Raw genomic sequence first — 14,135 nt, 5'->3', positions numbered from 1 at the left:
GACGCGCCGCGTCATCGCACGGAACCTCGCAAAACATGAACGCCCGAATCTATCTGCAACATCCGCAGCACAAGGACGCAATCGCGGTCGCGACCGGCTTCAGCTGGGGCGCGTGCCTGCTCGGCTTCATCTGGGCGCTGTCGAAAAGAATGTGGTTCGCCGCGTTCGTGATGCTGGGCATCAACGTGATTCTGCTCGGCATCGGTCTGTGGGGCGAGACGGCGGACCTGATCGGCTTCGCGCTGTCGATCGTGTTCGCGTTCGCGTGCGGCGCGTATGGCAACCGTTGGCATCGCTGGACGCTCGAACAGCGCGGCTACGTGACCGTGTGATGCGTTCGCGCTGGAGCGGGGATTGCTGCGCGCAGACGTGTGATCGAAGCTGAGTTCAACCCGTGATGGAGGCGTTTCATGCTCATTGGATCGACAGTCGCTGGTCTCGCCGTTTCGTTGGGGATGTTGGCCATCGCGCCGCTCGCCCACGCCGCCGACGCGGCGCCCCCTGCCACGCTCGCCGCCACCCCCGCCACACCAGCGTCCGCTCCCGCCGACGACACCTTCCTGCTGACGATCTTCCTGCGCCACGACGAATCGAAGCCGCTGCCGAAGATCAACGATCAACTGCGCGAGCAGGGCTTCTTCAAGACCTTTCCGCCGCCCGGCATCGAAGTCGTGTCGTGGTACGTGATGATGGGCATCGGACAGGTCGTGACGCTGCGCGTGCCCGCGAGCCGGCTGCGCGAAGTGAACCGTGCGATCGAATCGACCGCGTGGGGCGGCTATCACACCGAGTTCTATCCGACCTACGACTACAAGGCGCAGGCGCAGCAAATGCGCGCAACTGAGGGCAAGTAGCGGCGAGCGTGCCTGCAGCTTGCCGCTAACCGCACGCATCGGCGCGGCACGGCGCGAGCAGCGCTGCGCACGGGCGCGCGCATTCCACATTTGGGACGGCTGTTGCGCGGGTTTACGCGGGCCGCGCTCCGGGTCGATAATGCCCCGGTCGTTTTGGCCCCGAGCCCGCGACGCCTATCGTGCCGTCGAGCGCATCGAAGCGCAGCGAGGCCGCTCCACCTGACCCTCCGTCCCCGTGTTGAAAACTGCGCGTTTTTTCGACCTGCTTCGCATTCCTGGCTTCAAGCCGCTCGCTGCCGCCACCCTGATGCTCGGTGTGGCGATGTCCTTCACCGCACCGTATCTGTCTCTGTTCGGCATCGAACGCGCCGGCATGACGCCGTTCCGGCTCGGCGTATTCATGACGCTGATCGCCGCGAGCGGCGTGCTCGCGAGCACGGCCGCCGGGCGCTGGAGCGACCGGAGCGGGCGGCACCGGCCGTTGTTGCTGGCGGCGCTGATCCTGGCCGCGCTCGGCTACCTGTGTCTGTGCGTGGTGCGAGATTACCGGCTGCTGCTCGTGGTCGGCATCGTTTTCATCGGCGCGGGCGGCTCGGCGATTTCGATGGTGTTCTCGTTGAGCCGCGCGGCGCTGCCGGTGCCGGACCCGGCCGAACGTGTGTTCGCGAGCGCGACGCTGCGCACGATCCTGTCGGCCGCATGGGTGTTCGGGCCGTCGGTCGGCGCGCTGGTGCTCGCCGCGACGAGCTTCACCGGGCTGTTCCTGTTCGCGGCCGCGAGCTTCGCGACCTGTGGCTTCATCGTCTGGCGCATGCAGGAGCCGCAGAGCCATCTCGGCGATCACACGGTCGAGGACACCGCGTCCGAGCCGTCCGCGTCGATCACGGTGCCGCCGCTGCGGCAACCCGGCGAGGATGCGCACGAAACGCTGCCAGCCGCGTCGGCGAACGACATCCTGCGCTCGGTGACCGCGCTGACCTTGCTCGGCCTCGCCGCGAACGCGACGATGATCGTGCTGCCGCTCTACATCGTGCACGGGCTGAACGGCACGCATCTCGACGTGTCGGTGATGCTCGGTCTCGGCGCGCTGACCGAGATCCCGATGATGCTCGCGCTCGGCGCGAAGTCCTCGTCGCTGCACAAGCCGAACTGGCTTGCCGCGTGCGCGGCCGTGCATGCGGTGTACTTCGTCGCGATGTCGCTCGCCGGCAACGTCAGCGTGCTGATCCCGATGCAGATGCTGAACGCGTTCGTGGTCGCCGTGACCTCGTGCCTCGGCATGACCTACGTGCAGGATCTGATGCCGCATTCGCCCGGGCGCGCGACCGCGCTGTTCTTCAATGCGGCGCGGGTCGGCTCGATCCTGTCGGGGGTGCTGTCCGGGCTGCTCGTGCAGGCGTTCAGCTATCGCGGCACGTTCCTGTTTTGCGGACTGCTGGGGCTGTGCGCGCTCGTGCTGTTCGCGGTGCCCGGCTATCGCTATCCGCTGATGTGGCGCGCGGTGAAGCGCTTCGCGGCCGAGCAATACGCGAAGCTGGCCGCGCGACGCGGCACGCGCCTGCCCGAGCGCAGCGAATGACGCGCGACACCGCCGCATCCGCCTTCGTGCGGATGCGGCGCGCCTCCAGCCGCGCGGAAATTTGACCCGCGCCGCACCTCCGCAAAAAAGTGCGGCTTATTTCGACCCATTCGGCGCACCTCGCGACACAGCGCCTATGCTTAAGGGCAACCACGCCGCCGCAACACGACGACCAGAAAATCGGACAGCGCAACGCAGCATCTTCCGGAGCGAGCTATGCAGCTAGGCATGATTGGATTGGGACGGATGGGCGCCGACATGGTGCGGCGCCTGACCAGCGGTGCTCAGCAATGCATCGTGTACGACGTGCAGCCGGCGGCCGTCGACAGGCTGAAGCAGGAAGGCGTGGCCGGCGCCAGCTCGCTCGAAGACCTCGTCGCGAAGCTCGCCAGGCCGCGCGCCGTGTGGCTGATGGTGCCCGCCGCGGTGGTCGACGCGACGCTCGACAAACTCGTGCCGCTGCTCGAACCGGGCGACATCGTGATCGACGGCGGCAACTCCTACTATCACGACGACATCCGCCGCGGCCAGCAGCTCGGCGCGCGCCAGCTTCACTACGTGGACGTCGGCACGAGCGGCGGCGTGGCGGGGCGCGAGCGCGGCTACTGCCTGATGATCGGCGGCGAGGCCGAGGTCGTGAAACGGCTCGAACCGATCTTCTCGGCGCTGGCGCCCGGCGTCGGCTCGGAGAGCGCGACACCGGGCCGCGCGGCGGCCGCGAGCACCGCCGAGCAGGGCTTTTTGCATTGCGGCCCGCAAGGCGCGGGGCATTTCGTCAAGATGGTTCATAACGGCATCGAGTACGGGCTGATGGCCGCTTATGCCGAGGGCCTGAACGTGCTGCGCCACGCCGACGCCGGCCGCCACGCGCGCGAAGCCGATGCGGAGACGTCGCCGCTGCGCCACCCCCAGCAGTATCAGTACGATCTGAATCTCGCCGACATCGCGGAGGTGTGGCGGCGCGGCAGCGTGATCGGCTCGTGGCTGCTCGACCTGATCGCCGGCTCGCTCGCCAGCGACACAGAGCTGAAAGGCTACGCGGGCCGCGTATCGGATTCGGGCGAGGGGCGCTGGACCGTCGCGGCGGCCATCGACGAAGGCGTGCCGACGCCGGTGCTCAGCGCGGCGCTGTTCGCGCGCTTCAGTTCGCGCGGAGAAGCCGATTTCGCGAACCGCGTGCTGTCGGCGATGCGGCACGATTTCGGCGGCCATGCGGAAAAACCCGTCGCGCCGGACGGCGGGCTGAAGTAGCCGAGGCGATCCACGAACCTGCCACGAGGAACCGCGATGCCAGTCACTTCCGCGACGCCGCACGATGTCGTATTTCTATTCGATTGCGATAACACGCTGCTCGACAACGATCACGTGCTGCAGGATCTGCGCGCGCACATGATGGGGCAGTTCGGCGAAGAGAACAGTGCGCGCTACTGGGAAATCTTCGAGAACCTGCGCACTGAACTCGGCTACGCCGACTACCTCGGCGCGCTGCAGCGCTACCGGACCGAGCATCCACGCGACACGCGCCTGCTGCTGATGTCGTCGTTCCTGATCGAGTATCCGTTTGCGAACCGGCTCTATCCGGGTGCGCTCGACGCGCTGCGGCATGTCGGCAAGTACGGGCCGACGGTGATCCTGTCGGACGGCGACGTCGTGTTCCAGCCGCGCAAGATTTCGCGCTCGGGCCTGTGGGACGAAGTCGAAGGACGCGTGCTGATCTACATCCACAAGGAGTTGATGCTCGATCAGGTGATGGATTGCTATCCGGCGCGCCATTACGTGATGGTCGACGACAAGCTGCGGATTCTGGGCGCGATGAAGAAGGCATGGGGCGCGGAGCTGACGACCGTGTTTCCGCGCCAGGGACACTATGCGTTCGATGCGAAGGAGATCGCGAACAATCCGCCCGCGGACGTGAGCGTCGGGCGAATCGGCGAGTTGGCGGAGATCGACGTGGAGACGCTGTTGCGTAGCGGGAAGGGCAACTAGGCGGCGCCGCGCGCGATGTGCGGGCACCGCTTCAGGGGTGAAGCCGCGGGTGAAGCCGCGAGATCAAGCGCCCAGCGCTTTCAGGCGCGCCTGGGTATCGGCGGCGCCCATCCGTGCGGCGGCATCGGCCGCGCTGACGCCGTTCGCGTCGCGCGCATGCGGGTCAGCGCCGTGCGCGAGCAGCAAATCGACGATTGCGGTGCGGTTGAACATCGCGGCGATCATCAGCGCGGTGCGGCCATCGGGCGATGCGCCTTCGACGTCGGCGCCATGCGCGAGCAAGGTTTCAATCACGTTGTCGAAGCCCTTGAACGCGGCGCCCGCGATCGGCGTCTGTCCCGCATCGTTGCGCAGGTTCGCATCGGCGCCCTGTTCGAGCAGCGTGCGCACCGCGTCGACGTGGCCGTGGTAGCTCGCGAGCATCAGCAGGCTGTCGCCGCGTTCGTTGCGCAGATTCGGCGGTACGCCTTTTTCGATGACAGCGGCGAGCATCGTCGCATCGCCGCGTCGCGCGAGGTCGAAGACTTCGCGGGCGAGCGCCTGCAATTCAGGATCGGGCTGCGAAGCGGGCGGGTTGTTGGTGTGGTCGCTGTGGTGGGCCAAAGCTCTCTCCTTGCGTTGAATGAGCGGCGCGAGGCAAATGTCACGCCAGGTCTTGCAAAGAGCATACACATTCCGCGGCGCTCGCGTCCGCGTGCCGACAGCGGCGCCGCTGTGCTAGGCGTGGCTGAACAGCTTGACCAGCAGCCCGAATACGCCTATCGGTATTCCGACCGCCACGAACGTCAACACGAGCGTCAGGACCAGAACCTTAAGCACTTTGAGCGCACTGGGAGATCTCGACATGGCGGCCATTGACCTGAGACAGAGGATCACGAAAAGAAAGCAGACAGCGCAAGGCAATTGCAGTACGAATGCCACATTCAGCGCGAGATACTGCGAGGGGTAGAAAAACATTCGCCCCCGGTTTGAGCAGCTTAGTACATTCGACCCGTGCCCCACGGCTTCGTTTCGATTGCACCGCATCATCCGCCAACCAGCCTGACAGTTCTTTTCGAGGAGTGACGCCATGGCCGAAGCAACCTCGCATCCCACCCCACCGCAAGTTCTGGACCCCGATACGCTGCGCAACCTCGATCGCTACTGGCGCGCGTGCAATTACCTGTCGGTCGGCATGATCTATCTGCGCGACAACCCGCTGCTGCGCGAACCGCTGAAGCCCGAGCACATCAAGAACCGGCTGCTCGGCCACTGGGGTTCCGACGCCGGCCAGAGCTTCGTGCTCGTGCACCTGAACCGGCTGATCCGCAAGCACGATCTCGACATGATCTTTCTGTCCGGCCCCGGTCACGGCGCGCCGGCGAGTCTCGCGCACTGCTATCTGGAAGGCACCTACTCTGAGGTCTATCCGGACCGCAGCGAGGACGAAGACGGCATGCGGCGCTTTTTCCGGCAATTCTCGTTCCCGGGCGGCGTCGGTTCGCATTGCACGCCCGAAACGCCGGGCTCGATTCACGAAGGCGGCGAACTCGGCTACTGCCTGTCGCACGGCTACGGCGCCGCGTTCGACAATCCTGAGCTGATCGTCACCGTGATGATCGGCGACGGCGAAGCGGAGACCGGACCGCTCGCCACCTCGTGGCATTCGAACAAATTCCTGAATCCGATCCGCGACGGCGCGGTGCTGCCGGTGCTGCATCTGAACGGCTACAAGATCGCCAATCCGACGCTGCTCGCGCGCATTCCGCGTGAAGAGCTCGAGGCATTGATGGTCGGTTACGGGCACAAGCCCTATTTCGTCGAAGGCGACGATCCCGACACGATGCATCAGCAGATGGCGGCGACGCTCGAACAATGCATCAGCGACATTCGCGCGATCCAGCAGAACGCGCGGCAGAACAACGACACCACGCGGCCGCGCTGGCCGATGATCGTGCTGCGCTCGCCGAAGGGCTGGACCGGGCCGAAAGAAGTGGATGGTCACAAGGTGGAAGGCTCGTGGCGCTCGCATCAGGTGCCGGTGGCCGATGCGGTGACCAATCGCAAGAGTCTGAAGATCGTCGAGGATTGGCTGCGCAGCTACGGTCCCGAAACGCTGTTCGATGCGAACGGCCGGCTCGTCGAAGAACTGCGCGCGCTCGCGCCCGAAGGCGCGCGCCGCATCAGCGCCAACCCGCACGCGAACGGCGGCCTGCTGTGCAAGATGCTCGACATGCCGTCGTTCCGCGATTACGCGGTGGCCGTGAAGAAACCGGCGGCGGCGTATACGTCGCCGACCGCGGTGCTTGGCACCTTCCTGCGCGACGTGATGCGCAAGAACATGTCGAACTTCCGGCTGTTCGGCCCCGATGAAACGTCGAGCAATAAACTGCATGCGGTTTATGAAGTGTCGGGCAAGACCTGGCTCGATCCCCTCGAACCGAGCGACGCCGACGGAGGCTACCTGTCGCCCGACGGCCGCGTGATGGAGATGCTCAGCGAGCACACGCTCGAAGGCTGGCTGGAAGGCTATAACCTGACCGGCCGTCATGGGCTCTTCGCGACCTACGAAGCGTTCGTGCACGTGATCGACTCGATGTTCAACCAGCACGCGAAATGGCTCGAAAAATCCAAGCGCGAGCTCGGCTGGCGGCAGCCGGTGCCATCGCTCAATCTGCTGATCACGTCGATCGTGTGGCGCCAGGATCACAACGGTTTCACGCACCAGGACCCCGGTTTTCTCGACGTGGTCACGAACAAGAGCCCGGAAGTGGTGCGCATCTATCTGCCGCCCGATGCGAACTGTCTGCTGAGCGTTGGCGACCACTGCCTGCGCTCGCGCGACTACGTCAACGTGATCGTGTCCGACAAGCAGCCGCATCTGGATTATCTCGACATGGACGCGGCCGTCATTCATTGCACCAAAGGTATCGGCATCTGGGACTGGGCGTCGACCGACCAGGGCGCCGAGCCGGACGTGGTGATGGCGTGCGCGGGAGACATCGCGACGATGGAAGCGCTCGCCGCCGTGCAGATCCTGAAGGAGCACTGCCCGACGCTGAAGATCCGCTTCGTCAACGTGGTCGATCTGTTCCGCCTGATGCCCGAGCGTGCGCATCCGCATGGACTGTCCGACCGCGATTTCGATTCGCTGTTTACGACCGACAAACCGGTTATCTTCAACTTCCACGCGTATGCGGCGCTCGTGCACAAGCTCACGTACAACCGCAAGAACCACGGCAACATGCACGTGCATGGCTACAACGAGAGGGGCAACATCAATACCCCGCTCGAACTCGCGATCATCAACGGCGTCGACCGCTTCACGCTGGCGATCGATGCGATCGATCGCGTGCCGACGCTGCGCGGTGTCGGCGATCATACGAAGGAGTGGCTGCGCGGGCAGATCATCGAGCATCTCGCGTATGCGCACGAGGAGGGGATCGACAAGGAGGAAATCCGCAACTGGACGTGGAAAGGCTGAGGGGGACACCATGCACGACCACGATCAGGAACGCACGATCCTCGTGTTGAACAGTGGGTCCTCGTCGCTGAAGTTCGGGCTTTTCGCACCCTCGGCCGACGACCAAACGCTGCTGCTCGAAGGCGCGGCCGAGGGTATCGGCCGCACCGATGGCCGCCTGCGGATCAAGGCGGCCGATGGCCGCGTGCTGTTGCAGCAGGACCAGAAGCTCGACTCGCAGACCGAGGCGCTGCAACAGCTTTCGCAACTGCTCGTGCAACAGCATCATGCGCGGCCCTCGGCGGTGGGGCATCGCGTCGTGCATGGCGGCCCGCATCTGCGCACGCACCAGCGCATCACCGACGACGTGCGCCGTCAGTTGCTCGACGCGCTGCACTTCGCGCCACTGCATATCCCGCCGGCACTCGAGTTGATCAACGAAGCCACGGAGATTTTCCGCGACGCTACGCATTACGCGTGCTTCGACACCGCGTTTCATGCGACGCTGCCACCGCGCGCCGCGCGGCTCCCGCTGCCGCGCCGTTATGCGGACGCCGGCGTGATCCGCTATGGCTTTCACGGGCTGTCGTACGAATCGCTGGTCAAGCAACTCGGCGCGGCTTTGCCGTCGCGCGCGGTGTTCGCGCATCTCGGCAATGGTGCGAGCCTGTGCGCGCTGCTCGACGGCCGCTCGGTCGATACGACGATGGGCCTGACGCCGACCGGCGGCATCCCGATGGGCACGCGCAGCGGCGATCTCGATCCGGGCGTGCTGCTGTATCTGATGCGCGCGGAACGGCTCGACGCCGATGCGCTGGACACGCTGCTCAATCGCCAGAGCGGTCTGGCCGGTTACGCGGACGGCGAAAGCGACATGCAAGCGCTCCAAAAAAGCGCGGCGGCCGGCGATGCGCACGCGTCGCTCGCGCTCGATGCGTTTGCGACCGGAGTGCGCAAGACGATCGGCGGATACGCGGCACTGCTTGGCGGCATCGATCTGCTGGTGTTCACCGGCGGGATCGGCGAGCACAGCGCCGAGGTTCGACGGCGCGTATGCGACGGTCTTGCGTTTCTCGGGCTCGTCGAGGGCGATCCGGCGGGCAAGGTGAAGGTGCTGCACACCGAGGAGGAGAAGCAGATCGCGCGGCATTGCCGGGAACTGCTGCAAGCAGGCCTGAGCTGAACGGCCTGACCCGCCTGGGCCGCGTTATGCCGATTTGACGACGGTCCGGTCCGCGATGCCGGTGACGCCGAACAACCGCGTCACGTCTTCGAGCATCGCGGTGCGCTGTGCTTCGCGCTGAAGCTCACCCGACAGCGTGATGCGTCCGTGCGTGACCTTCACGCGCACCGCGCGCGGCGGCACGGCCGAGTCCCACGCGAGACGGCGCGCCGCTTCAGCGGCGATCTGCGCGTCGGTCAGGCGGGCAGGCTCGCCAGATTTCCAGCTAGCGGAGCGCATCGAGTCTCCACGAAACAGAATGTCCATCCCTTCACACTAGCAGATGCGGCGGGATTTGCCCGCGTGCGCGCCTGGCCGCTGCCGCGCGCGTTTCAAGGGTATGCTCACGGTTCGTTCCGACCGAGCCCACGCCCGAATCATGTCCGACTTTCCCATCGACAACCCGTTTCTCGAATCGCTCGGCGTGCGTCTGACGCAATGGCGCGACGGCTACGCTGAGCTGCTGATGCCGATCGACGCGAGCAAGCTCAATCGTCAGGGCGTGCTGCAAGGCGGCGCGATCGCGACGCTGCTCGATGCCGCCGCAGGCTACGCGGGCCTGTATGCGCAGCCGGGACAGCCGGCCCGGCATGGCTTCACGCTGTCGCTGACCACCAACTATCTGGACAAGGGGCTCGGCGCGACGGTCACCGCGAAGGGCTTTCTCGAACGGTCGGGCCGCTCCATTTTCTTTTCGCGCGCCGAAGCGTGGGTGGACGGCAAGCTGCTGATCGCGAGCGCGCAGGGCACCTTCAAGTATTCGAAGACCGCCTGACGCGCGGCGGCGCCGGCAGCGCAGATTCCCGCACCGCGCGAACCGCGCCGCGTTTATCATAGTGGCCACCTGACAGAACGCGCCGTCCAGCCGCGAACGGCGCGCGCATCTTCCACGAGACCTCGCATCCCCATGAATTCGACTCCCGACGCTCCTTCCCGACCCTCGCTGCGCGCGCTGACCGCGCTCGAAGGACGTGTTCTCGGTGTGCTCGTCGAAAAACAGAACACAGTACCCGACAGTTATCCGCTATCGCTGAACGCGCTGACGCTCGGCTGCAATCAGAAGACCGGCCGCGCGCCGGTGATGAACGCGACCGAGGCCGAGGTGCTGACCGCCATCGACGGCTTGAAACGCCTGAGCCTCGTGTTCGAGGGCAGCAGCAGCCGCGTGCCGCGCTTCGAGCACAACATGAACCGCGTGCTCGGACTGCCGGGACAGTCGATCGCGCTGTTGACCACACTGCTGCTGCGCGGCCCGCAAACGGCCGCCGAATTGCGCCTGAACAGCGCGCGTCTGCACGGTTTCGCCGATATCTCGTCGGTCGAAGCGTTTCTCGACGAGCTGGCCGCGAACGATCCGCCTCGCGTCGTCCGGCTGCCGCGCATGGTGGGCGAGCGCGAGAATCGCTGGATGCATCTGTTGTGCGGCGAGGTCAGCATCAGCGAAGCCGCGCAGTCGGCGGTTGCCGAGGACGACAGCGTGCCGCTGTCCGCATTCGAGGCGCTGAAGGCCGAGCAGAAGCGTCTCGCCGATGAAGTCAGCCGTCTGCAGGCCGTCGTGCGGCGCATGGCGGCCGAGCTGGGTATCAGCGCGGACGATTTGTGATGTGAATTGCACACGGAAACGGAAACGTAAAGCCGCCCGTTTCACGCATCGCGCCGACGCGGCCTGTCCGCCAGCAACGTGCGCTGCGTGCGATAGAAGATCCGCGGCGGCACGTTCGGCGAGTCTTCTGCGAGACGGTCGAGTTCGGTACGGATCCCGGTGAGGTAGTGCGCTTCGCGCGCATCGGCGTCGCCGGCAAACACCGCTTCGAGCCGCCGGCGCACCGCGCCATAGCGCGCACCGGCCGCGCGATGCTTCTCGGCACGCTCCGCATAGCGCAGGAACGTTTGCAACGCCGCGGAAATCGCCGCCGTCACGCTGACGAGTCCAACGAATATCCGCATCTCGAACGACACCGGCGGCACGCTCAACGACGCGAACACCGCCGTGCCGACGAACGCGGTCAGCGCGGTCACGAGCCAGCCCATGCGGCGCTCGCGCGCGGACAGCAGATCCGCCATGTCGTAATGGCTCATCTGCGATTCGCGCGCGCGGCGAATCCATTTCAACAGCAACTCGGTTTCGTCGACGGGCGGCTCGTAGGCGGGCAGGGTCGTCATCGTTCAGTGGTCGGCACGCACATCAATCGTAGGAAAACGAGCTGCCGAACTTCTCGATCCGCTCCAGCGCCATGCCCGAGCCGCGGACGACGCAGGTCAGCGGCGCCTCGGCGACGAACACCGGCAGGCCGGTTTCCTCGGCGAGCAGTCGGTCGAGATCGCGCAGCAGCGCGCCGCCGCCCGCGAGCGTGATGCCGCGCTCGGCGATGTCCGCGCCGAGTTCCGGCGGCGTCTGTTCCAGTGCGATCTTCACCGACGACACGATCTGGTTCAGCGGATCGGTCAGCGCTTCGAGAATTTCGTTGCTCGACACCGTGAAGCTGCGCGGAATGCCCTCGGACATGTTGCGGCCTTTGACCTCCATCTCCATGACCTCGGAGCCCGGAAACGCGGAGCCGATTTCCTTCTTGATCGCCTCGGCGGTCTGCTCGCCGATCAGCATGCCGTAGTTGCGGCGGATGTAGTTGACGATGGCGTCGTCGAACTTGTCGCCGCCGACGCGCACCGAGCCCTTGTACACGATGCCGCCTAGCGAGATCACGCCGACCTCGGTGGTGCCGCCGCCGATATCGACGACCATCGAGCCGGTCGCATCCGACACCGGCAGGCCAGCGCCCGTCGCGGCGGCCATCGGTTCCTCGATCAGATAGACCTGCGAGGCGCCCGCGCTATGCGCGGCCTCCTTGATCGCGCGACGCTCGACCTGGGTCGAACCGCATGGAACGCAGATGATGATGCGCGGCGAGGGTGCAAAGAGCCGCGCCTCGTGCGCCATCTGGATGAAGCGCTTGATCATCTGCTGGGTGATGTTGAAATCGGCGATCACGCCGTCTTTCATCGGCCGGATCGCCTCGATGTTGCCCGGCACCTTGCCGAGCATCTGCTTCGCTTCACGGCCCACGGCGAGGATGATCTTCTTGCCGTTCGGCCCGCCTTCCTGGCGGATCGACACGACCGACGGCTCGTCGAGAACGATGCCCTTGCCGCGCATGTAGATAAGCGTGTTCGACGTGCCGAGGTCGATCGCGAGGTCGTTGGAAAAGTAGCCGCGCAGAAAACCGAACATGCGTATTCCTGTCTTTGCGAAGGCGGGCGCGCGAGCGCCGCCGGGAGCTTGTCGGGGTCTGCCGCTTGCACGCGGCGGGCGGCCAGAGCGGCCGCGCGACAGCAAGAATAGCAGTTTATCGACGGCCGCGGCCGCACTATCGTCCGCTATCTGCCGCTTGCCGGGCCCAGCCGCGCCGCGATCGTGCGGCATGCCGCAAGCAGCGGCTCGATGTAAGTAGCTTGCACATCGTCGCGACGGCGGAAGGTCGGCATGCTGATGCTCACGCAGCCGGCCGCGCGGCCGTCCGGGCCGAGAATCGCGGCGCCGTAGCAGCAGATCGATGCTTCGTTCTCCTCGTGATCCTCCGCGTAGCCGCGTTGCGCGGTCGCATCGATCTCGCGGCGCACGGCGTCGAGGTCGGTCAGCGTGTGCTCGGTGAAACGCGCGAGTGGCGCGTTCTTCAGCAGCGCCTCGCGCTCGGGCAACGTGAGTGTCGCCAGATACGCCTTGCCGACCGAGCTCGACGTCAGCGACACGCGCGTGCCGATGCGCGAGGCCATGCGCACCGCGTGCGGGCTTTCGAGCTTTTCGATGTAGACCATCTCACCCTGACTCGGCACCGCGAGGTGGATCGTCTCCGACGTGAGGTCGCGCAACGCCGTCAACGCATCGACGGCCGCGAGCCGCAGGTCCGAGCGCTCCCAGCTATGGCTCGCGAGATTGATCAGGCGCGGTCCGAGGCCGAAGGCGTTGCCGCTGCCGCTCGCGATGATCAGCCCTTCGGCCTGCAATGCGGCGACGATGCGATGCACGGTCGGGCGAGGATAGCCGCTCGCCGCGCTCAGTTTCGCGACGTTGGGCGGAGTTGGCGCATCGGCGATCAGTTGCAGCACCGCGATGAACTTCGAGAACGCGGCGGCGCCGGCGACGGCCTTGGAGTCGGTCTTGTTTTCAGCGTGCCGGACGGCATCATGGCGGGCCGCGCCAGCGTGCGAGGAAGGTTTGGAAGCGGAACTGGACATTACACAGAGGCAGGGCAGGGGTACGCAATTATGCCTTTATCGATGGCCTCAATCGACGGTGACGCCGCTTCACGCAACGACTCGCTCACGCGACCAGATATCCGCCGTCGACCGGAACGATCGCGCCCGTCATGAACGATGCCGCCGGCGTGCAGAGGAACACCGCGACCTGCGCGACTTCTTCAGGCGTGCCCCAGCGACGCAGCGGTGTGCGCTCGAGAATTGCCTGCGAGCGGGCAGCGTCGTCCTGCAACGCCTGCGTGAGCGGCGTTGCGATCCAGCCCGGCGCCACCGCATTGACGCGAATGCCGTCGGCCGCATACGCGATCGCGAGCGACTTCGTTAGCTGCGCCACCGCGCCCTTGCTCGCGCTATAGGCGGGCACGAGACCGCCGCCGAAAAAACTCAGCATCGACGCCGTGTTCACGATGCAGCCCGCCGATGCCTTCAGCAAGTCGCGCGCGGCCGCGCACACCCGCATCGTGCCGTTCAGATTGATATCCATCACGCGTTCGAATACGTCGAGCCGATGTTCTTCGACGCGGCTGATCACGCCCGCGCAGTTGACCACGATGTCGAGACGCTCGAACGCGTTAACCGCTGCGCTTACCGCCTCGGCCGAGCGCACGTCCAGCGTGACGCGCGGAATCTCGCGATCGAGCGTATCGGGTGCGCGTTCGGGCAGCGGCAAACCGGCCGCAACCGTGTGCGCCCCGAGGTGCGCGAGCGCGTTGGCGATTGCCGCGCCGATGCCGGACAAGCCGCCGGTCACGAATGCGGTCTTGCCTTCGAGTAGCTGATTCTGGAATGTCATGTGAG

16 protein-coding genes are annotated in these 14,135 nt (G+C 65.9%); 9 read left to right on the top strand and 7 right to left on the bottom strand.

The features are described 5' to 3' along the window. Positions 1–35 precede the first annotated feature (35 nt). From G5S42_RS05880 to G5S42_RS05860, 5 genes are all read left to right on the top strand, one after another. Positions 36–332 (top strand): DUF2628 domain-containing protein, encoded by a 297-nt coding sequence (locus tag G5S42_RS05880; protein ID WP_176105934.1) that lies wholly within the window; start codon positions 36–38, stop codon positions 330–332. A gap of 78 nt (positions 333–410) precedes the next feature. Then, on the top strand, positions 411–854 hold the full coding sequence (locus tag G5S42_RS05875) for a hypothetical protein (protein ID WP_176105933.1): 444 nt from the start codon (positions 411–413) through the stop codon (positions 852–854). Positions 855–1,089: 235 nt separating this feature from the next. Further along, positions 1,090–2,433 carry a sugar efflux transporter gene (locus G5S42_RS05870; protein WP_176105932.1) on the top strand — a complete coding sequence of 448 codons (1,344 nt, stop codon included), beginning with the start codon at positions 1,090–1,092 and terminating at the stop codon, positions 2,431–2,433. A gap of 216 nt (positions 2,434–2,649) precedes the next feature. Further along, positions 2,650–3,684, top strand: coding sequence for a phosphogluconate dehydrogenase (NAD(+)-dependent, decarboxylating) (gene gnd, locus G5S42_RS05865; protein ID WP_176105931.1), 1,035 nt, complete (start codon positions 2,650–2,652; stop codon positions 3,682–3,684). Positions 3,685–3,720: 36 nt separating this feature from the next. Next, positions 3,721–4,419, top strand: coding sequence for an HAD family hydrolase (locus G5S42_RS05860; RefSeq protein ID WP_176105930.1), 699 nt, complete (start codon positions 3,721–3,723; stop codon positions 4,417–4,419). Between the two features lie 63 nt (positions 4,420–4,482). Here G5S42_RS05860 and G5S42_RS05855 read toward each other — a convergent pair whose 3' ends face one another. Beyond that, complete coding sequence (locus G5S42_RS05855; RefSeq protein WP_176105929.1) at positions 4,483–5,022, bottom strand: ankyrin repeat domain-containing protein; 540 nt, start codon at positions 5,020–5,022, stop codon at positions 4,483–4,485. A gap of 114 nt (positions 5,023–5,136) precedes the next feature. Continuing rightward, positions 5,137–5,265, bottom strand: a complete 129-nt coding sequence (locus G5S42_RS45115; RefSeq protein ID WP_255208912.1) for a hypothetical protein — start codon at positions 5,263–5,265, stop codon at positions 5,137–5,139. Positions 5,266–5,488: 223 nt separating this feature from the next. On the opposite strand from G5S42_RS45115, the gene G5S42_RS05850 reads away from it, so the two are divergent. Continuing rightward, positions 5,489–7,882, top strand: coding sequence for a phosphoketolase family protein (locus tag G5S42_RS05850; protein ID WP_176105928.1), 2,394 nt, complete (start codon positions 5,489–5,491; stop codon positions 7,880–7,882). A gap of 10 nt (positions 7,883–7,892) precedes the next feature. Further along, positions 7,893–9,044 (top strand): acetate/propionate family kinase, encoded by a 1,152-nt coding sequence (locus G5S42_RS05845; RefSeq protein ID WP_176105927.1) that lies wholly within the window; start codon positions 7,893–7,895, stop codon positions 9,042–9,044. 24 nt (positions 9,045–9,068) lie between these two features. On the opposite strand, the gene G5S42_RS05840 is transcribed toward G5S42_RS05845, so the two are convergent. Beyond that, positions 9,069–9,323, bottom strand: coding sequence for a BON domain-containing protein (locus G5S42_RS05840; RefSeq protein WP_176105926.1), 255 nt, complete (start codon positions 9,321–9,323; stop codon positions 9,069–9,071). A gap of 139 nt (positions 9,324–9,462) precedes the next feature. Here G5S42_RS05840 and G5S42_RS05835 point away from each other — a divergent pair, with 139 nt between their 5' ends. Both G5S42_RS05835 and G5S42_RS05830 read left to right on the top strand, forming a co-directional pair. After that, a complete protein-coding gene (locus G5S42_RS05835) occupies positions 9,463–9,858 on the top strand; it encodes a PaaI family thioesterase (protein ID WP_152852785.1) in 396 nt (131 codons plus the stop codon). A 132-nt stretch (positions 9,859–9,990) separates the two neighbouring features. Further along, the gene (locus G5S42_RS05830; protein ID WP_176105925.1) at positions 9,991–10,686 is read left to right on the top strand and encodes a YceH family protein; all 696 of its coding nucleotides are present in this window, start codon (positions 9,991–9,993) and stop codon (positions 10,684–10,686) included. A 41-nt stretch (positions 10,687–10,727) separates the two neighbouring features. Here the strand turns inward: G5S42_RS05830 and G5S42_RS05825 are convergent, their stop codons facing one another. The 4 genes from G5S42_RS05825 to G5S42_RS05810 all read right to left on the bottom strand — a co-directional run bounded on the left by G5S42_RS05825 (position 10,728) and on the right by G5S42_RS05810 (position 14,130). Further along, entirely contained in the window at positions 10,728–11,246 is a 519-nt protein-coding gene (locus tag G5S42_RS05825) for an SLATT domain-containing protein (protein WP_176105924.1), read from the bottom strand. Between the two features lie 22 nt (positions 11,247–11,268). Continuing rightward, a complete protein-coding gene (locus tag G5S42_RS05820; RefSeq protein WP_176105923.1) occupies positions 11,269–12,312 on the bottom strand; it encodes a rod shape-determining protein in 1,044 nt (347 codons plus the stop codon). A 146-nt stretch (positions 12,313–12,458) separates the two neighbouring features. Continuing rightward, the gene (locus tag G5S42_RS05815; RefSeq protein ID WP_176105922.1) at positions 12,459–13,316 is read right to left on the bottom strand and encodes an IclR family transcriptional regulator; all 858 of its coding nucleotides are present in this window, start codon (positions 13,314–13,316) and stop codon (positions 12,459–12,461) included. Between the two features lie 85 nt (positions 13,317–13,401). Next, complete coding sequence (locus G5S42_RS05810) at positions 13,402–14,130, bottom strand: SDR family NAD(P)-dependent oxidoreductase (protein WP_176105921.1); 729 nt, start codon at positions 14,128–14,130, stop codon at positions 13,402–13,404. Positions 14,131–14,135 lie beyond the last annotated feature (5 nt).

Origin of the sequence: Paraburkholderia youngii (assembly GCF_013366925.1) — a bacterium.
Taxonomy (GTDB): Bacteria; Pseudomonadota; Gammaproteobacteria; order Burkholderiales; family Burkholderiaceae; genus Paraburkholderia; species Paraburkholderia youngii.
Note: the sequence above shows the minus strand (reverse complement) of the source record. Positions and strands in the feature narration are given on the sequence as shown.